The sequence below is a fragment of the Paenibacillus sp. J22R98 genome (assembly GCF_059383835.1).
This window is the reverse complement of sequence record NZ_JBXENW010000001.1, coordinates 232123-250994: the sequence shown is the minus strand read 5'-3', so window position 1 is coordinate 250994 and position 18872 is coordinate 232123. Positions and strand designations below refer to the sequence as shown.

16 protein-coding genes are annotated in these 18872 nt (G+C 50.7%); 1 reads left to right on the top strand and 15 read right to left on the bottom strand.

Translation table 11 applies throughout. The features are described from left to right. Positions 1-104: 104 nt before the first annotated feature. The 3 genes from AC50Y3_RS01150 to hemL all read right to left on the bottom strand — a co-directional run bounded on the left by AC50Y3_RS01150 (position 105) and on the right by hemL (position 3709). A complete protein-coding gene (locus tag AC50Y3_RS01150; protein ID WP_494816947.1) occupies positions 105-1310 on the bottom strand; it encodes a LysM peptidoglycan-binding domain-containing protein in 1206 nt (401 codons plus the stop codon). A 97-nt stretch (positions 1311-1407) separates the two neighbouring features. Further along, positions 1408-2379, bottom strand: a complete 972-nt coding sequence (locus AC50Y3_RS01145; RefSeq protein WP_494816946.1) for an RluA family pseudouridine synthase — start codon at positions 2377-2379, stop codon at positions 1408-1410. Between the two features lie 28 nt (positions 2380-2407). After that, positions 2408-3709, bottom strand: coding sequence for a glutamate-1-semialdehyde 2,1-aminomutase (hemL, locus tag AC50Y3_RS01140; RefSeq protein ID WP_494816945.1), 1302 nt, complete (start codon positions 3707-3709; stop codon positions 2408-2410). A 102-nt stretch (positions 3710-3811) separates the two neighbouring features. Here hemL and AC50Y3_RS01135 point away from each other — a divergent pair, with 102 nt between their 5' ends. After that, the gene (locus tag AC50Y3_RS01135; protein WP_494816944.1) at positions 3812-4474 is read left to right on the top strand and encodes a Crp/Fnr family transcriptional regulator; all 663 of its coding nucleotides are present in this window, start codon (positions 3812-3814) and stop codon (positions 4472-4474) included. A 29-nt stretch (positions 4475-4503) separates the two neighbouring features. Here AC50Y3_RS01135 and hemB read toward each other — a convergent pair whose 3' ends face one another. The 12 genes from hemB to ispG all read right to left on the bottom strand — a co-directional run bounded on the left by hemB (position 4504) and on the right by ispG (position 18788). Continuing rightward, positions 4504-5502, bottom strand: coding sequence for a porphobilinogen synthase (gene hemB / locus AC50Y3_RS01130; protein ID WP_494816943.1), 999 nt, complete (start codon positions 5500-5502; stop codon positions 4504-4506). Between the two features lie 18 nt (positions 5503-5520). Further along, positions 5521-7089, bottom strand: a complete 1569-nt coding sequence (gene cobA / locus AC50Y3_RS01125; protein WP_494816942.1) for a uroporphyrinogen-III C-methyltransferase — start codon at positions 7087-7089, stop codon at positions 5521-5523. Continuing rightward, positions 7086-8054 (bottom strand): hydroxymethylbilane synthase, encoded by a 969-nt coding sequence (gene hemC, locus AC50Y3_RS01120; RefSeq protein ID WP_494816941.1) that lies wholly within the window; start codon positions 8052-8054, stop codon positions 7086-7088. The genes cobA and hemC overlap by 4 nt, the downstream gene beginning before the upstream one ends. Position 8055: 1 nt before the next feature. Next, a complete protein-coding gene (locus tag AC50Y3_RS01115) occupies positions 8056-8721 on the bottom strand; it encodes a precorrin-2 dehydrogenase/sirohydrochlorin ferrochelatase family protein (protein WP_494816940.1) in 666 nt (221 codons plus the stop codon). 26 nt (positions 8722-8747) lie between these two features. Then, on the bottom strand, positions 8748-9566 hold the full coding sequence (locus AC50Y3_RS01110; RefSeq protein WP_494816939.1) for a cytochrome C assembly family protein: 819 nt from the start codon (positions 9564-9566) through the stop codon (positions 8748-8750). A gap of 67 nt (positions 9567-9633) precedes the next feature. Continuing rightward, positions 9634-11016: a glutamyl-tRNA reductase gene (gene hemA / locus AC50Y3_RS01105; protein WP_494816938.1), complete on the bottom strand. Its 1383-nt coding sequence runs from the start codon at positions 11014-11016 to the stop codon at positions 9634-9636. 169 nt (positions 11017-11185) lie between these two features. Next, a complete protein-coding gene (speD, locus tag AC50Y3_RS01100) occupies positions 11186-11584 on the bottom strand; it encodes an adenosylmethionine decarboxylase (protein WP_090983026.1) in 399 nt (132 codons plus the stop codon). A gap of 333 nt (positions 11585-11917) precedes the next feature. Next, positions 11918-12508, bottom strand: a complete 591-nt coding sequence (locus AC50Y3_RS01095) for a non-ribosomal peptide synthetase module (protein ID WP_494816937.1) — start codon at positions 12506-12508, stop codon at positions 11918-11920. 165 nt (positions 12509-12673) lie between these two features. After that, positions 12674-13306: a ribosome biogenesis GTP-binding protein YihA/YsxC gene (yihA, locus tag AC50Y3_RS01090; protein WP_494816936.1), complete on the bottom strand. Its 633-nt coding sequence runs from the start codon at positions 13304-13306 to the stop codon at positions 12674-12676. A 19-nt stretch (positions 13307-13325) separates the two neighbouring features. Next, a complete protein-coding gene (lon, locus tag AC50Y3_RS01085; RefSeq protein WP_494816935.1) occupies positions 13326-15680 on the bottom strand; it encodes an endopeptidase La in 2355 nt (784 codons plus the stop codon). Positions 15681-15767: 87 nt separating this feature from the next. Next, entirely contained in the window at positions 15768-17474 is a 1707-nt protein-coding gene (gene lonB, locus AC50Y3_RS01080; protein ID WP_494816934.1) for an ATP-dependent protease LonB, read from the bottom strand. Between the two features lie 192 nt (positions 17475-17666). Next, complete coding sequence (ispG, locus tag AC50Y3_RS01075) at positions 17667-18788, bottom strand: flavodoxin-dependent (E)-4-hydroxy-3-methylbut-2-enyl-diphosphate synthase (RefSeq protein WP_091214737.1); 1122 nt, start codon at positions 18786-18788, stop codon at positions 17667-17669. Positions 18789-18872: the final 84 nt, after the last annotated feature.

Genomic DNA, 18872 nt, shown 5'->3' with positions numbered 1-18872 from the left:
CAACTGGCAAAAAGCCCCTCCGGGGACCGGTTAAGGTCACTCCTAAAGGGGCTGTTCGCTGTCGTTCACTTAAGTATCGCGAGTCCTGCCATCACCATGCCGGACTACGGAATATAGAGCACCTGGCCCTCACTGACGCTTTGGTCGGAGAGTCGGTTGTAAAGTGCGATCTCGCGGGCTTGCAGCTGGTAGCGCCCGGCAATAACATCAAGCGTCTCTTCACGCTGCACAATGCAGATGCGCAGCTTCCGGAACGATTGCTCATCGCCTGCTCTGCCATAGAACAAGTTCTTCCACTCGATCTCGTCACCGCTCGATTTGCGAGCTTCTGCAGCCTTCGCTTCTGCAACTTGCTCAGCAGCGGCCCTGGCTTCCTGCTCCCTGCGGCTCGATTGCAGCAGCGCTCTGAACCCGACTCCGCCGGCAGACTGCGGCTCGGCCTCCTCCTCGGCTTGCTTGCTTGCGAGTGCGACGCGCATCTGCTTGCGGGCGGCTTCTGACTCCGATGCGGAGACGTCGCCGTATTGCTGAGCTTCTACGGGAACCGTCGCGGCCTGAACTTGCGGGCGAACCTGTGGTTCGCGCTCAGCAGCAGCCGGTATGACGGCCTCCTGTTCAGAGGCGCTGGCATTCACCGAAAACGGGCTCGGTTCATATACGGTAGGCTCTGCAATCGGCACTTGAAATAAGGCAGCCTGAGCTTCACGATTCAGCGCTTCCTGTCTCTCCTGCTCCCTTGCCCAAGCCGACGCTCTTGCCGCGATCGCCTCGTTCTCAGCAGCCTCACGCAGAGCTGCTTCTTCTACTGCTTGCCGTTCATATTCCGCCGCTAATCGCTGCTGCTCGTAATCATATTGGGTGAATTGCGGCGCTTCCTCGGTTTCCCTAGAATGAACGACCGTAATTGGTTCCTCGCGCTGCCAGGATTGTTCAGGCTCGAATTGCTCGATCTCGATACCTAATAAGGATAGAACCCCCGTAATATTGAGTGTTCGAGTGGAGAGCAGATCCACGTCAAAGTTATCAATCTCAACGGAAATGTCATCCAATCGATGTACACGATTCAAAGGCAGCGTAATTTCGACAGGAATCCAATGCTCCAGAGATTGTTCGGCTAAAGGCTCATCTTGTGCTCGATAAACTCCTGTAAGGAGCAAATGGCCTTTTAATAAAACCTGCTCGTCTTGCTGAACAATCCCGATTCGCGGCACAAGCTCGATCTCATCAAGCTCATCGATCGCTGCTACATCTTCGGGTAAATGTACACGTTCATAAATGTCAAAACGCAAACCACTAGACGGACTGGGCACGCTTGTCGTCCTCCTTTCCCCTTGTCAAGAAGCTTGGTTACAGCTTTCTTCCCTATTTATCTATATGGCAAGGGGTGGGTAGGCATGACTACGATTTTCACAGAGACGCGTACCGCTCTCGGACCTCAGTAAACCAATCCGGCTCGGAGGCGGACAAAACCGTCTCCTCATTCGTCCAAGGGTGTCGAAATGTCAGCTGCTCGCCACGGAGGGCTTGATGACGAAGTTTGCTGTCTGAGCCGCCATAAAGCGTATCGCCGACTAACGGATGTCCCAAATCGCTCATATGTACCCGAATTTGATGCGTCCGCCCGGTTTCGAGCCATACTCGGACCAGCGAAGCGCGCTTATAAACCGCAATCGTTTCGTAATGGGTAATCGCATGCTCACCATTCGGTGAAACGCGTCTACGGCCACTATGATGACGGTCTTTGCCGATTGGTTTATCGATTGTGCCGCGACTCCGATTCAATACACCTTGCACCAGGGCGACATATTGCCTGCCGATTGATTTCTCTCGCATCGCTTCGTCGAGCCGCAGCTGTGCGAGTTCATTCCTCGCATAGAGTACCGGGCCGGCCGTGTCATCATCTAACCGATGAATATGCTTGGCAGGCAGTCCATCCCCGCGAAGAAGCCCCGCACGCGCCGCCTCCTCGTCCAGCGTTCCGCGCTGACCAGGTGCAGAAGGATGCACCGGCATGCCTGCAGGCTTATCCATCACAAGGCACCAATCATCGTAGTAGAGAAGGCCAGCTTTTAGCGACGAAGCTTGCGCTGCATCTCCTTGCGAGATCATACGGAAGATGGCATCGCTCCCTGCATCCGCCGAGATAAAGGTGCGCAGCAGAATGCTGCTTCCCTCCATCCGAATACCACCGACAGAGAACAGCCGGTTCAGCCATTTCTCCGGAAATAAACCAAGGGCCAGCAGCCATTGCCGCACATGATGCGGATGACTCCCGGCCTCTAGTACTGGAACAGCGGCGGAACCAGCGAAGCTGGCCAGCGTTGCCGAAGGCAGCTTCAGCCATTCCCCACTGCGTTCGTAGCTCATCGTATTTCTCATTATTGCTCAGCTCCTACAATACGCTTACTTACAAGCGACGAAACGCCTCATCATGCGCCGCAATGGTCGCGTCAATGGCAGCTTCATCGTGAATGCCGGAGACAAACATCCCTTCGAACTGGGAAGGCGCAATACTAATACCGAGATCGAGCATTGCCGCAAAATATACTTTGAACCGCTCCAGATCCGATGTTTTCGCCGTATCGTAGTTGATGACATGCTGCTCGGTAAAGAACGGACACACCATCGATCCAACGCGGTTAATCGTGTTTGGAATACCATGCTTCGCTGCATTTGCTTCGAACCCGCGCTGCAAACGAACCGCCATCCGCTCCATGTGCTCATAGGTTTGCGGAGTGAGTAGGCTAAGCGTAGTGTAGCCGGCCGCCATGGCAAGCGGATTGCCTGAGAGCGTACCAGCTTGGTAGATCGGGCCGCTAGGCGCCATCATTTCCATAATCTCGCGTTTACCGCCGTACGCGCCAACGGGCAAACCGCCGCCGATTACTTTGCCAAGGCAAGTGAGATCCGGTGTTATGCCGTACAGACCTTGCGCACAGTTCATGTGCACGCGGAAGCCGGTCATAACCTCGTCAAAGATGAGCAAGCTGCCGTACTGCTCCGTAACCTCGCGCAGCCCTTGCAGGAAGCCGGGAAGCGGTGGTACAACGCCCATATTACCGGCAACCGGCTCAACGATGATACAAGCGATTTCTTCGCCGAAGCTTTCGAAAGCAAGCTTCACGGAAGCAAGGTCGTTGTAAGGCACCGTTATCGTATGCGAAGCTACACTTTCCGGAACGCCGGGGCTGTCAGGCAAGCCTAAAGTGGCTACGCCTGAACCTGCTTTTATTAGCAAGCTGTCGGCATGACCGTGATAAGAGCCTTCGAATTTCAGGATTTTGCTGCGTTTCGTATAACCGCGTGCCAAGCGAAGCGCGCTCATCGTCGCTTCCGTCCCGGAATTGACCATGCGTACGATCTCTACGGATGGCACGCGCTCGCAGACGAGCTCCGCCATTAACGTCTCGATTTCAGTAGGGGCGCCAAAGCTGGTGCCTTTCTCTGCCGTTTTCTTGATCGCTTCAATAACTTCCGGATGGGCATGGCCCATAATTAGCGGTCCCCAGGATGCTACATAATCGATGTAGCTGTTGCCGTCGATATCATAGACTTTGTAGCCTTCGCCACGGTCCATATAGACGGGATTTAAGCCAACAGATTTGAATGCGCGAACCGGGGAGTTTACGCCGCCCGGAATGACTTTTTTCGCGCGTGCAAAAGCTTCTTTGGAACGTTCATCCGCTCTTTTATGATTCTTTTCGCTCATTTCTCGCACCTGCCTGTTAAATTGTGACTTTCGTATGGTAAACTGCTAAGAGATTATCAGGTTATAACTGTTGTGCAGTTCATAGGGAGAGGCTGGTCATACGTGATTGAATTGCTTAAGCAAGTACAGCTATTTGAAAATTTAAACGAAGATCAGCTGCAGCGTATACTGTCGATTACTCGAAAACAAACATTCACGCCCGGGACAGTGCTCTTTCAAGAGAAGGACCCTGGGGCAGCCTTTTATATTTTGCTTAAAGGCTCCATTAAGATTTATACCCGCAGTACTTCCGGTGACGAGAAAGTGTTATCGCTGATTCAGTCCGGTCAAAGCTTCGGCGAGCTGTCGCTGCTCGACGGTCGTCCACGCTCTGCATCTGCTCAAACGCTGGAAGACTCGACACTGCTCGTTATCTCCGCCAATGACTTTCATGCCCTGCTTCGCGAGCAATTCGAAATAACGCGCCATATTATGACCGAGCTTTGCCGCAGACTGCGTGATACCAATCAACATGTCTACGATCTTACCTTTGTTGATTCGCGTACTCGGGTGCTGAAGAATGTCATTCTGATGGCGAACCGACATGGCACACGGGCCGGAAACATTATTACGATCAAGATGCCGCTCAACTACGATGAACTCGCTCAAATGGCCGGTGTAGCCAAGCTGGCACTTTCCCAAGTGCTTCGAGACCTTGAGGATCGCAAAATATTAACGTTTGGCTTTAACGAATACAAACTCGACTTGGCCCGCCTGAACGGTTAACGCCGTCCAGGCTTTTTTACGGCCATTTGTTACGCTTCGCCTCTCAGCCAGCGTGCTGCATCCAATGCATGATACGTAATAATCAAGTCCGCGCCTGCACGCTTCATCCCCGTCAAAGTCTCCAGAACGACTGCGCGCTCATCAATCCAACCGTTCGCCGCAGCTGCTTTAACCATGGAATATTCAGCGCTCACGTTGTACGCTGCAACCGGCAGGTCAAAGTGCTCTTTCAGCATCCGTATGACATCCATGTAAGCAAGCGCAGGCTTCACCATAAGGAAGTCTGCCCCTTCGATAATATCCGCTTCAGCCTCACGAAGCGCCTCGCGCGCATTTGCGGGATCCATTTGATACGTCTTACGGTCGCCGAATTGCGGCGTGGAATGTGCGGCTTCACGGAAAGGTCCGTAGAAAGCCGAAGCATATTTAACCGAGTAGGACATGATCGGCACCATTTCAAAGCCTGCCGCATCCAGTCCTTCGCGAATCGCTCCCACGAACCCATCCATCATATTCGAAGGTGCGATAATATCTGCGCCAGCCTCTGCTTGCGACACTGCTGTTTTGACCAACAATTCCAGCGAAGAGTCATTGTCAATCTCGGCATTGCCGGTGCGGGCATCATGATGGATCATGCCACAGTGGCCATGGTCCGTGAATTGGCACAAGCACGTATCTGCAACGACCAGAAGCTGCGGCGCCCATTCTTTGATTGCCCTTGTTGCCTGTTGAACGATTCCGTTCGGATCGTATGCGGAGGAACCAGCCGCGTCCTTCGAATCCGGAACGCCGAAGAGCAGAACGGCTTTCACGCCTGATTCCACTACTGTAGCCACTTCCTGCTTGAGCAGATCGAGGGAAAGATGATAAACACCAGGCATCGAAGAGATTTCTTCCTTCACGCCTGTACCATGGGTAACAAATAACGGATATATAAAGTCGTCTACAGATAAATGTGTTTCGCGCACCAGCGAACGCAGCGCGCCTGATGAGCGAAGTCTGCGGTTTCTCGTAATTGGAAATGCCATAATTAGAAAGCCTCCTTCTTAATTGCGATGCACGAGCCGTGACTCGGCTATAGCATCAATAAGTCCATCAATCGTTGCATCCTCCGGCTGTATCGTCACCTTCAGACCGGCTTCTTCAGCCGTCTTCGCCGTTACCGGGCCGATACAGGCGATGTCTATACCTTGCAGCAGCTCAAGGGGATCTTGCACCCCCATGCGACGCAGTACTTCGAATAAGTTGGTAACGGTGGAGGAGCTGGCGAACGTAATCACATGAACGCTTCGTTTCTGAAGCAGCTCAAGCGTCTCCTCATCTTGATTATCCGCAAGAATCGTTTCATACACGTCGATTTCTACTGGGATTAGTCCCTTCGCCTTTAGGTCTCTCGGCAGAACTTCACGAGCGAGATCACCTCTTGGCAGCAAGACACGTTGGCCGGCAATTAAGTGATCCGACAAGCTGTCAAGCAGATCATCTGCTTGGAACTTCACTGGCAGTACATCGACGAACAATCCGCGTTTCTCCAGCGCTTCTGCTGTTTTAGGCCCAACGGCGGCAATACGTGCCTTGTGGAACCGTCTGATATCGATACGCAGCTTGTTTAACCAGCTGAAGAAATAGTCTACACCATTTACGCTCGTAAACATAATCCAGTCGTATTGCTCGGCTTCATTCAGCGCATTGTTAACCGAGTCCACAATCGCAGCTTCCTTAGGCTCACGAGTCTCAATGACCGGGAATTCGCATGGCTCACCGCCTAGCTCCTCAATCCGCTCCGCCAAGTCGCTGCTCTGTGCTCTGGCTCGTGTAATCAGCACGCGAGTACCGAACAGCGGCTTAAGCTCATACCACTTCAGCTTCTCGCGCTGCTTGACTACATCACCGACAACAATGACTGCCGGCGGCTGGAAGTTGGCTGCTTTAACAATCTCCTCAATGGTTTCAAGCGTGCCCGTCACCGTTCTTTGTTCCACTCTTGTCCCCCAGCGGATCAGAGCAACAGGCGTCTGTGCAGGCTTACCATGCTTAATAAGCTGTTCTGCTATATAGCCGATCTTAGCGACACCCATTAAGAAAACAAGCGTCCCTGTAGCATGGGTTACTTTATCCCAGTGGATGGATTGATCAAGCTTGTCCGGACTTTCATGTCCGGTAATAATCGATAAGGAAGAAGCCAAATCGCGATGTGTCACAGGAATACCCGCATAGGCCGGAACAGCAATGGCTGAGGTGATGCCTGGGACGATTTCGAACTCGATGTCATTGTGATACAGCAATTCAGCCTCTTCACCGACACGTCCGAAGATGGTAGGATCGCCGCCTTTCAGACGGGTCACGATCTTGCCCTCGAGCGCCAGATCCACAAGCAGCTGATTGATATCTTCTTGTTTCATGGTGTGCCGATCCGGCAGCTTGCCCACGTAAACCTTCTCAGCACCCGGCTTTAAATACCGGAGCAGTCTGGGACTGGCAAGTCGATCATATACAACGACATCACATTTACTGATGCATTCTTTTCCGCGCAGCGTAATCAGCTTTGGATCGCCTGGTCCGGCTCCAACCAAGTAGACTTTCCCTTTGCTCTTCCCCTTCAGCAAAACGTTCATCCCCTTACTTCTGCTAAAATACGATCTGCTCCTCTAGCTTTCAATGCTTCTGCTGTTTGTAACCCTAATGCTACCGGGTCTTGTCCGCGCAACGTTTCTTTAAGCAAAATACCGCCATCCGGCGAACCGACAATTCCCGTCAATTCAAGCAGACAGGATTCTCCATTCTCATCGGTCTCGACGATCGTAGCATGTGCCCCAATCGGAATTTGACAGCCCCCGTTAAGCGCGCCAAGGAAACTACGTTCAGCGGATACGGTGAGCGCTGTGAGCGGATCATTGAGAAGGGACAGCAAGTGACGTACTTCTGCGTCCTCTGTTCTGCACTCGATGCCAAGTGCACCCTGACCAACCGCAGGTACGCACAGATCTTCCGGCAGATAGGAAGAAATTTTCGATTCCCAGCTCATGCGATGAAGTCCGGCTGCTGCCAGCACAATTGCGTCGAAGCCTTCACTCTCCAGCTTCTTGATTCGGGAATCGATATTGCCCCGAATGGACTCGATCTGCAAATCCGGGCGAGCGTTCTTGAGCTGACTGGAACGACGCAGACTGCTTGTCCCAACCTTTGCCCCTTTAGGCAAGTCAGAGAACGTAAAACCGTTTGATGTAATGATACAGTCTCTCGGGTCAACCCGCTTAGGCACCGCACCGTTCATCAATCCTTCTGGAAGCTCATATGGCATATCCTTCATACTATGTACAGCTAAATCAATCTCTTTATCAAACAATGCCTGCTCGATCTCTTTCACGAACAGACCTTTACCTCCGACCTTGGATAAGGTGACATCCAGAATGCGGTCGCCTTTTGTCACGATTTTGCGAATCTCGAACGTATACGGCAATCCATGCTGCTCGCTTAGCGCTTTAAGCTGATCTATAACTTGACCGGTTTGCGTCAAAGCGAGTGCGCTCTGGCGTGTTCCGACCACAATAACGCGGGGTTCTTTATTTCTGTGGGACATATTAGTTGCTCCTCTCAGCCGCTTGCAGCAGCCTGCTCATCCATTCTTCGATCTGATTCTCTGTATAGGTAACTCGTCCAACGTTTTGCCCTGCTTGCTCTGCAACCTCTTCTGCAGCCATTCGCAATATTGCGCCTCTCAGCTCCGGATTCAAGCCGCTCGACAACACGCGCGTCCGCAGCAATCGAAGTCCTTCGACGTTATCTCCGAAGCTTTCGCCAAATTGCTTAGCTAACCGCCGCTTCACAATCGCAGCCAAAGCCGGGCTTGCTCCGCCAGTCGTGACAGCTAGCAGCAGCTCGCCGCGTCTTACTGTGGAAGGAGTCACGAAGCTGCCTTCTTCGCCAAGATCGGCAACATTTACGAGTGTGCCAAGCCGGTCCCCCAAGGCTGCAATCTCTTCATTGACTTGACGATTGTTCGTCGCAGCAAAAACAAGCATCGCGCCTTGCAGATCCCTTTCCCTGTATTCCCTTTGCACAAGCCGTATAGACTCTGCCTTAGCAAGCTCATGAAGCACAGATGATGCAGCAGGGGCAATCACCTCTACCTGATCCGCTCCCCCATCCAGCAATCCTTGCACTTTACGCTCTGCAACAGAGCCGCCTCCGACTACAACACAGCGCTTTCCTTGAAGCTTCACCATCATTGGATAATAGATCTTCACGAATGCAACCAACTCCTTGGCTCTCCTTAAGACCAGCCGTGAAAATTCGAGGCTTGATTCATCAATACATTAAGCAGCATGACGCCATAGCTGATCAAATTCAGCCGCGCGAACTTCCAGCCTGAACCGTCAAACCATTTGTGCCCCAGCAAATTCCAGATATATATCGACAGCGCTATAAAAGATGAAATAACCTTCAAATCAAGCAGAAGTCCATAGCGGCCTTCTATGAGAATCGAAGTAACAGCCATTGCGAGCGATAATGTAAGCAGCGGCGTGCCGATCAGCGCTGCTCTGAACATGAAGCGATCCGCTACGTCCAAGCTAGGCATTCTCTGCATACTCTTGGTCCATTGCTTGCCTTTGAGGCGAGCGAACAGGAACATATACATGCCTGAGAAAATCCCGCTGATCGTCAACGCGGCATACGCCAAGATCATGAGAATGATATGAACGACCAGCATGTTCTGCGCCAATTCCCATCTCGCTAGAGATGCGCCTGAGCCGATGCCGAACAAATTGACGGTCAATACTGCGAAACCGATAACATTTACGAAGAAGACGATAAACTCCATCCTAAAAAAACGGCTCATCACAAGTGAAACCGTGATAAGCAGCCAAGAGAAAACGAGCAAATATTCGAACAATGAGATGTTGGTCATGTCCAGATGCGAAATAATCCGATTCACAATAAAGCCTGTTTGCAGCACCCAGACGAAAATAAGCAGCCCTGTTCCCACTTGTTTCGCTTGCCGATTTCGATCAACGAAATCGGAGAAGTAAAACAGAAGGCTCAGGGCATAGATATACAGCATTCCATCATAAAACCAATTTTGTGTAACCATAGATGGCCTCCGCAAACTTTGAACAAGTTATCTGGTAACCTAAAGTCCTGTTATTACGACCGGGACTTTAGGTTGTAATTGCCGCAATTGTACCCTTAAGTACCGGCATTGTATCTCCATTGGATGCGACTTCTTTCGCCCCTGCCGGATTACGTTGCTCTGCGTTGTTCTTCGTTTGTTCAAGCTTCTCTTCCAAGGCGAATAATTTCACAAACATATCCATAGCTTCGTCTGCATGCTTCTCTCCTGCCATTTCTTTAATGCGCAGAATCGGATCATGCATCATTTGGTTGACGATGCTCTTCGTCAGCTTGTGGATGACTTTAAGCTCACGATCGCTTAGACCAGGAAGCTTGTTCGCCAAGCTGTCCATCGTTTCCGCATGAATGTCCGTCGCTTTATCCTGCAGCGCGCGAATCAGCGGTGCAACGCCTAATGTTTTGTACCATCCGCGGTACACATCCAGTTCAGCCGCAATCATTGTTTCGATCTTCGCAGCTTCCGTACGACGCTGCTCCATGTTGCTCTCCACGATGCCTTCCAGATCATCGATATCGTATAGGAACACGTTCTTCACCGATGCAATTGCAGGGTCAAGGTCACGCGGTACCGCAATATCAATCATAAAGAGCGGACGGGATTTACGTTTCTGCATAGCTGCGGCAACCTGCTCACGGCCCAGTACATATCCATCTGAACCTGTGGAGCTGATAACAATATCCGTTTCATGCAATCGCGAAATCGCATCTGCCATCGACAGCGGAGTTCCGTTAAACTTATCTGCCAGCTGCACGGCACGGTCATAGGTACGGTTGACGACGAATACTCGTTCCACACCGTTCGCATACAGATGCTTAGCTGTTAATTCACTCATCTTGCCGGCGCCGACGATCATGACCGTCTTGCCGTTAAATTGTCCGAAGATCCGTTTACCCAGCTCAACTGCTGCGTAGCTGACCGAAACCGCGGCTTCACCGATAGCTGTATCGGAATGTGCCTTCTTCGCTAAAGTAACAGCTTGTTTAAAGATCGTATTAAACAATGTGCCTGTAGTCTTCTGCTGCTGTGCAAGAAGGAACGCATTCTTCACTTGACCCAGAATCTGAGTCTCGCCAATGACCATGGAATCAAGTCCACAAGTGACACGGAACAGATGGTCGATCGCCTTCTCATCCTCATACATATATAGATCCGAGGTAAATTTCTGTCTCGGCGTATTAAACCATTTCTCCATGAAACTGCGTATATAATGTCCGCACAACGTCGGACGGTCAACAACAGCATACAATTCAGTGCGGTTACAGGTCGCAACAATGACACCTTCCATAATGCTTTTCGTTTGCTTCAACTGCTCAAGCGCCTCAGGCAGATCTCGTTCGGAGAATGTAAATCCTTCCCTCACTTCAACCGGTGCTGTGCGATAATTAAGACCGACGACTATAATGTGCATGCGCGTTCACCTGCCCTTCACTAATCATTTTTTCATCATTTAGTATAGCACAGTTAGACATGATGTACCCCTGCAAATATGAAAATTGTTTGAAAACGCGCAACCTGGTTTATGGCATCAAAAAAGGCCACGGATTTCTCCATGGCCCCTCTTTAGTCATATGAAAATGCTACACAAGTTCAACTTGCTTCATATCCGCTTCCACGACTTGCAATTCACCCATACCGCGAACTAGTTTCTTAGCATGTGTTACTTTTGGTTTCAAAACAGACATCATGTAGTCAATCGCCAATTGTGGATCGACTGTTTCTCCACATGTATAGCAATCAAGAGCCGCAAAGCCTCTCTCAGGATACGTGTGAATGGAAAGATGACTTTCTGACAGCAGTACGAGCACTGTTGCGCCTTGTGGCTCAAATTGTTTCGCTTGAACTGAGAGTACTGTAGCGCCGCATGCTTCTGCAGCCTCTACCATTTGGGCTTGTAAAAATTCCGCGTTGTTGAGCAGGTCAAAATCTACACCCCAAGTGTCAACAGCAACGTGTCTTCCGAAAGTTGAATATTCCATCTCTCGGTTCCCCCTTCCTAGGAATAAAATGTTTTGTAATTTCATCCGCTAGGACCTACGTCATTCACTGCCCGAGGGACTTTCCTCTCGCAACATTACCATGTCCTGAGTGAATCCTGGTTCCTATTCATTGCAACGAAAATAAAAATAACATCTATCGCTCAGAAATGCAACAGTTTTTTTTGGGCAGAATTAAGTTGACAACATGCAGTAAACTCCAGTAAACAACGTATGTACGAATTGTTGAGCTGGTGATGGTCCTCAGCAAAATTTATCGCAAATAAAAAAGCCGCATATGAGCGGCTTTGGAAGAATGATTCTCTACGGTTTTACTTATGCCTCCATCAAGAACAGCGCTCTTGCATGCTGTGCCAGACGTTGGTCAATAAGCGAAATTTGCCCGCGATCACTGCATTGATTGCGCAAATCGAGCAATTGATTAATCGCACCTTGCACGATTTCAATTTCCTTCTCGATGTCGTTCACGCGGAATGTCGCTTCAAGCTGACCGACGGTATCTTTGAATTCAAAGATGACTCTCGACTCATTGTTCTTGATTTCGACAATTTTGCGAACAGTTCCTTCAGCATAATGATAGATCATCGTATAATGTGGATAAATGCGATTGACGACTGCATCTCCGCGGAACAGCGATACCGCTTTGCGCATTGCGTTCGTAAGTCTTGGATGTACGATACGGCATGAAAGTGCGCATACGTACAAATCTTGCTTACGTTCGAAAGTAAGGCGGACTTCTTCTCGTCCTGCGTCGTCCTCGAGAACCATCTCGTGATTGCCATTCTCTAGTACCCGCACCTGCTGCTTAATATGCTGGTCTTCAAAAAACTGGACAAATCCCGCCATCTCTTCAGCCGTTAATTGCAGAGAAGCATTGACATACTCCGTGGCTATCCGCTGAGCCATAAAAATCTCCTCAATTCTATAAAGTAACGCGTTTGTAAATCAGTTGCTTACCTATATTATACCCGATCGAAGCGGTTTATTCCTGCCGCCCATTCGCGATATTCACGCATATTTCTGAATAATCAAGGAGATTTTACGAAGAGTCGTTGCTTTTATGCGTTATCCTCACTTTTCGATTGAAACTTCTTCGGTTTCTTCCGCTTCTTCGCTTGTTTCCGCTATCGTTTGATTTATGATTGCCCAAAGCTCATCGCGGCCGAGGCCTGTCTCAGAAGAGAAGAGAACATGATAATCTCCTGTTTGAAAGCCCAGCTTCTTCTTCACGATCTTCACATGCTTGTCCCATTTACTCTTCGGGATTTTATCAGCCTTTGTTGTCACGACACAAACAGGAATTTCATAATGCTTCAACCAGTCGTACATGAGACAGTCATCCACGGATGGCTCATGACGGATGTCGACAATAAGGAATACCATCTTCAGCGGCTCACGGACGCTCAGGAAAGTCTCGATCATCGTGCCGAACTGCGCACGCTGTACTTTCGATACTTTGGCATAGCCGTAACCGGGGAAATCGACCAAGTAAACTTCGTCGTTCACACGGTAATAATTGAGCTGCTGCGTCTTCCCCGGCTGCGAGCTTGTTCTGGCTAAGCCTTTGCGCATAATCATCTTATTGATGAGTGATGATTTGCCGACATTAGAACGCCCTGCCAGAGCGAACTCTGGCAAGGCATCGACCGGATATTGATCCGGCCTTACTGCGGATATAACAAATTCAACATTCTTAATCTTCACGTTTGAGCAACCTGCTTTCTTAATGCGTCTGTACCGGCGCTGCTGCCTCCACCTTCACAAGCGCATGCTTGATAACCTCATCCATCGAGCTGACCGGAACGAATTCCAAATCGGCTCTGACGCTGTCCGGTATATCGCGCAAGTCACGCTCGTTGTCCTTAGGAATCAGCACCTTCTTGATGCCCGCCCGGTGTGCTGCGAGTGATTTCTCTTTGAGACCGCCGATTGGCAGCACACGGCCGCGAAGCGTGATCTCACCGGTCATCGCCACTTCTTTATCCACCAGACGATTCGTTAAAGCAGAAATAAGTGCCGTCGCCATCGTAATGCCTGCAGACGGTCCGTCCTTCGGAATTGCACCCTCAGGAATATGGATATGAATATCATTCTTCTCATGGAACAGCGGGTCAATACCAAGCTCATTGGCTCGGGAGCGTGTATAGCTGAATGCTGCTTGCGCAGATTCCTTCATCACATCGCCGAGCTTACCTGTCAACGTAAGCTTACCGCTGCCCGGCAGCACCGTTACCTCAATAACGAGCGTATCGCCGCCAACCTCGGTCCAAGCAAGGCCGGTAACGGCGCCGATCTGGTCCTCGACCTCCGCCATGCCGTACCGGAATTTGGACGGCCCGAGCCATTCCTTGATTTTCGCAGAGTCGACCTTAATCGGAGTAACATTCTCATCCGTCACGATCGCTTTCGCAGCTTTCCGGCACATCGCCGCAATTTGCTGCTCAAGGTTACGCACGCCGGATTCTCTTGTATACTCGCGAATGATTTGAAGTAGGCCGTCTTCTCCGAGATCTACTTGCTCTTCAAGTAAGCCATGCTCACGTTTCTGCTTCGGAAGCAAATAACGATTGGCGATTTGCAGCTTCTCAAGCTCCGTATAGCCGGGAATGTACAGCACTTCCATCCGATCTAGCAGCGGCCTTGGAATGTTGTGAATAGCATTCGCCGTCGTCACGAACATGACATTCGAGAGATCGAACGGCACTTCGATGAAATGATCGCTGAACGTATTGTTCTGCTCCGGATCAAGCACTTCAAGCAGTGCCGAAGCCGGATCTCCACGGAAATCCATGGCCATCTTATCGATTTCATCAAGCAAGAACACCGGGTTGAGCGATCCTGCCGTCTTCATGCCTTGAATGATACGGCCCGGCATCGCGCCGACGTATGTACGGCGATGTCCGCGAATTTCAGCTTCGTCGCGTACGCCGCCAAGCGAGATACGGACAAACTGTCTGCCAAGCGACTTTGCAATCGAACGCGCCATAGAGGTTTTACCGACCCCCGGAGGGCCAACCAAGCAGAGAATCGGGCCCTTCAGCTTCTTCACGAGCTGCTGTACCGCTAAGTATTCCAGCACGCGTTCCTTCGGCTTCTCGAGTCCGTAATGATCCTCGTTAAGGATAGCCTCCGCTTTCGCGACATTCAGATCATCTTCCGTCAGCTTGTTCCAAGGTAAGGAAAGAAGCCAATCAATATAATTGCGGATGACACCGCCCTCGGCCGAAGTCGATGGCATCTTCTCCAGACGGTCGATTTCCTTCTCGACCTTCTCTTTCACTTTATCCGGAATACCGGAGTCCGCCATCTGTGCGCGAAGCTCTTCAACTTCGCCGGCACGGCCTTCTTTCTCGCCGAGCTCCTTCTGGATGGCTTTCATTTGCTCGCGCAAATAGTATTCCTTCTGTGTTTTCTCCATCTGCTTCTTCACGCGCTGGCTGATCTTACGTTCCAGCTCCAGCACTTCGCGCTCGTTGTTTAAGATATCGAGCAGGCGCTCAAGCCGCTCACGTACATCAATCGTTTCAAGAATATCCTGCTTATCCTTGATCTTGAGCGACAGATGGCTGGAGATCACATCGGCAAGCCTGCCCGGCTCATCAATATCCGAGACAGCCGCCAGTGTCTCCGGTGTTACTTTCTTCGACAAATTGATGTAATGCTCGAACTGGTTAAGCACCGTCCGCATGAGTGCATCAATTTCCGGATCTGTCGATTCCGCCTCCGGCAGTTCTTTAATCGTGACCTCGTAGTAGTCATCATTCGGCAAATAATCTACGATTTCGGCACGGACAACGCCTTCCACCAGTACGCGGATTGTACCGTTTGGCAGCTTGAGCATTTGTCTGACTCTTGCAGCCGTGCCGACGCGGTAGATATCTTCCTGTGACGGCTCTTCAATATTCACTTCCGATTGCGAACAAAGCAAAATCATATGATCGTCCAGCATTGCGCGATCCAGCGCTCGCACAGATTTCTCCCTGCCTACGTCCAGATGCAGCACCATGCTGGGGTATACAAGCAGCCCCCGAAGCGGCAGCAGGGGCATACGACGACCTTTCCATTTAGCAGGTCCCATTCCAGCACCTCCGTCTTTGAAGCTTCCTCACAGATCTTTCGTAACCGATTCCCTCGGCCTTAAGTCTTAGGGCTTTCATCCATTTTATCACTCAACGGAATCCGCCTGCAAATAGGGCAGTCCTGTTGCGATAAATACGTCGGCTGCAGGCGCCTGCGAAGCAGACTGCATTTGCGTATCTTCAGCACCAAACACATGGCGGAATACCTCATCCACATGCTCTACAGGAATAACTTGCACACCTTGTAAATCAGCAAAGATAGCCTGCCAATTTTCCCTTGGAATCAATACGGTATCTGCTCCGGCTTGGAAAGCCGCCTCTACTTTAGCAAGCACACCGCCGACGGGCTTCACGTTACCATGAATCCCTACTTCACCGGTCATGGCAAGCTTATTGCTGATTGGCTCTCCTTTAATGGCAGAAGCGATTGCCGTAGCCATCGCGATACCGGCAGACGGCCCGTCAATCGGTGTTCCACCGGGGAAGTTAATGTGCAAATCGTAGTTTTCCGGTTTCATGCCCATTCTTCTAAGTACAGTAAGGACGTTCTCGATCGAGCCTTTAGCCATGCTTTTGCGTCTGAGCGTACGGCTGCTTCCGCCGCCCAGCTCTTCTTCATCTACAACGCCTGTGATCGTGTACACGCCTTTTCCGGCTCTTGCACCAATTGCGCTTACTTCGATTTCCAGCAGCGTCCCCATATTCGGCCCGTAGACGGCCAGTCCGTTCACAAAACCAACCTGAGGTGCAGACGGCACTTTACGGTCAGGACGCGGAGGGATTTGACTGCTGTTGACGACCCATTCAATATCTGCGGCCGAAATGGTGTCTCGTTTCTCCGATAGCGCAAGTCCTGCGGCGAGTTGAATAACGTTTACAGCTTCGCGGCCATTGGTTGCGTAACGCGTTACGACATCAATGGCCTCTTGAGAAGGAGGCAGGCCGATCTTCTTCAGCGCATTCACGGCAATTTGCGAGATCTCGTCCGGCAGCAGCGGACGGAAATAGATTTCCATACAGCGCGAGCGCAGCGCCGGCGGGAGCTCCTGCGGTGAACGCGTCGTAGCACCCACAAGACGGAAATCAGCAGGCAAGCCATTTTGGAAAATATCATGGATATACATCGGGATATTGTTATCCTCGGAATTGTAATACGCGCTTTCCAGATACACCTTGCGATCTTCCAGTACTTTTAACAACTTATTCATCTGAATCGGATGCAATTCACCTATTTCATCAATAAACAGCATCCCGCCATGCGCTTTCGTTACAGCACCGGGCTTCGGCTGCGGGATACCGGCTACTCCCATGGCGCCGGCCCCTTGATAAATCGGATCATGTACCGATCCAATAAGCGGATCCGCGATCCCGCGTTCGTCAAAGCGAGCCGTAGTGGCATCAATCTCCGTAAATTTCGCATCGGGCAAGAACGGTGAAGTCGGATTCTTCTTCGCTTCCTCCAGTACAACCCGCGCGGCAGCCGTTTTCCCAACGCCCGGAGGGCCGTAAATAATGACATGCTGCGGATTCGCGCTGCACATCGCCGCTTTGAGCGCGCGCAGACCGTCCCGTTGTCCCACAATATCATTAATCGTTTGCGGCCGTGTTTTCTCAGACAGCGGCTTCGTCAGCGAAACGGAGCGCAGCTTGCGCAATTTATCCATTTCTTTCCGTGACTCTCGGTCGACAGCCGTTCGATTTGTTTTCTGATTGCGCAGCAAATTCCAGAAGTACAAACCAATCACAATTGCGAAAAACACCTGGATCAACATCAAAATCAAACTTAAACTCATAGCAATTACTCCTCTCTTAAGAAGACTAGCGGCGCGGGCAGTTTCGTTCCTTCTCGGGATGAAAAGAAAAGAAACGGCTTACGCCGTTTTTCTTCATACAAAAAATCCGGCTTTACGGGGCTCATACTGTTCAGTATTGCCCCCGGCCGGATGGAATAATCGCTATGAATACGTAAAGTTTGAACGGTTTTCCTATGTGGTTACATGAGGTCCGGGCTGATGCTTGCGCCCCGGAATTTCGCCGGTCTCTTCAAAGACGCGTACAATCTCGTCAATTTCCTTCTTCAGCTCCGAGAGCAGCTCGGCTTCAGGCACTTTGCGAATCATTTCTCCGTAACGGAAGAGCATGCCTTCGCCTCTAGCTCCTGCAATCCCGATGTCCGCTTCACGCGCCTCGCCCGGGCCGTTAACAGCACAGCCAAGAACGGAAACCTTGATCGGCACCTTGATTTTGCTGATGTATTCTTCAACCTCATTGGCGATAGAGAACAAGTCGATATCCAGTCGTCCGCACGTCGGGCAAGAAACCAGTGTTGCCGCGTTCGTAATCAGACCGAAGGTCTTCAGCAATTCACGCGCCACTTTCACTTCTTCTACCGGGTCTGCGCTAAGGCTGATTCGAACCGTGTTACCGATGCCCATTGCAAGCAATGCACCAATACCTGCCGAACTCTTAATCGTACCGGTGTGAAGCGTACCGGCTTCCGTGATCCCAAGGTGAAGCGGATAACGAATCACTTCCGCAGCCATACGATAGGCTTCGATTGCCATCGGCACGTCAGAAGCTTTAAGCGAAACGATAATATCATGGAAATCAAGCTCTTCAAGAATACCGATATGGAAAAGTGCACTCTCTACCATAGCCTCGGGAGTCGGGTAACCATACTTCTCAAGCAAATGGTTCTCAAGCGAGCCGGCGTTAACTCCGATTCGAATCGGAATGTTCTTCTCTTTACAAGCCTTCACGACGGCTTCGACTTTCTCGCGGCGTCCGATATTGCCCGGATTGATCCGAACTTTATCTACGCCGTTCTCAATCGCAGCAAGTGCAAGGCGGTAATCGAAATGAATATCCGCAACAAGCGGAATATGAATGCGTTTCTTGATTTCTTTAATGGCTTCGGCAGCTTCCTTGTTGTTGACCGTAACCCGGACAACTTGGCAGCCTGCTTCTTCCAGACGCAGGATTTCGGCAACGGTTGCCTCAACATCTGCTGTTTTGGTCGTACACATACTTTGAATAATAACTTCATCACTACCGCCAATCGTCAGCGGGCCGACTTTGACCGGTACCGTATCTTTACGCAAATACATCAGGTAACCTCTCCCATGAACGTCAAAGTCCACCCTTGCGATTAGCGTTGCCGCGCCGCAAGGGTGGAAGCATTTGAGGTGTTA

What these genes read in the sequence shown, in the direction of transcription:
- AC50Y3_RS01145 (WP_494816946.1), bottom strand. Translation starts at nt 2,379, where the DNA reads ATGAGAAATACGATGAGCTACGAACGCAGTGGGGAATGGCTGAAGCTG.
- hemL (WP_494816945.1), bottom strand. Translation starts at nt 3,709, where the DNA reads ATGAGCGAAAAGAATCATAAAAGAGCGGATGAACGTTCCAAAGAAGCT.
- hemB (WP_494816943.1), bottom strand. Translation starts at nt 5,502, where the DNA reads ATGGCATTTCCAATTACGAGAAACCGCAGACTTCGCTCATCAGGCGCG.
- cobA (WP_494816942.1), bottom strand. Translation starts at nt 7,089, where the DNA reads ATGAACGTTTTGCTGAAGGGGAAGAGCAAAGGGAAAGTCTACTTGGTT.
- hemC (WP_494816941.1), bottom strand. Translation starts at nt 8,054, where the DNA reads ATGTCCCACAGAAATAAAGAACCCCGCGTTATTGTGGTCGGAACACGC.
- AC50Y3_RS01110 (WP_494816939.1), bottom strand. Translation starts at nt 9,566, where the DNA reads ATGGTTACACAAAATTGGTTTTATGATGGAATGCTGTATATCTATGCC.
- hemA (WP_494816938.1), bottom strand. Translation starts at nt 11,016, where the DNA reads ATGCACATTATAGTCGTCGGTCTTAATTATCGCACAGCACCGGTTGAA.
- speD (WP_090983026.1), bottom strand. Translation starts at nt 11,584, where the DNA reads ATGGAATATTCAACTTTCGGAAGACACGTTGCTGTTGACACTTGGGGT.
- AC50Y3_RS01095 (WP_494816937.1), bottom strand. Translation starts at nt 12,508, where the DNA reads ATGGCTCAGCGGATAGCCACGGAGTATGTCAATGCTTCTCTGCAATTA.
- lon (WP_494816935.1), bottom strand. Translation starts at nt 15,680, where the DNA reads ATGGGACCTGCTAAATGGAAAGGTCGTCGTATGCCCCTGCTGCCGCTT.
- lonB (WP_494816934.1), bottom strand. Translation starts at nt 17,474, where the DNA reads ATGAGTTTAAGTTTGATTTTGATGTTGATCCAGGTGTTTTTCGCAATT.
- ispG (WP_091214737.1), bottom strand. Translation starts at nt 18,788, where the DNA reads ATGTATTTGCGTAAAGATACGGTACCGGTCAAAGTCGGCCCGCTGACG.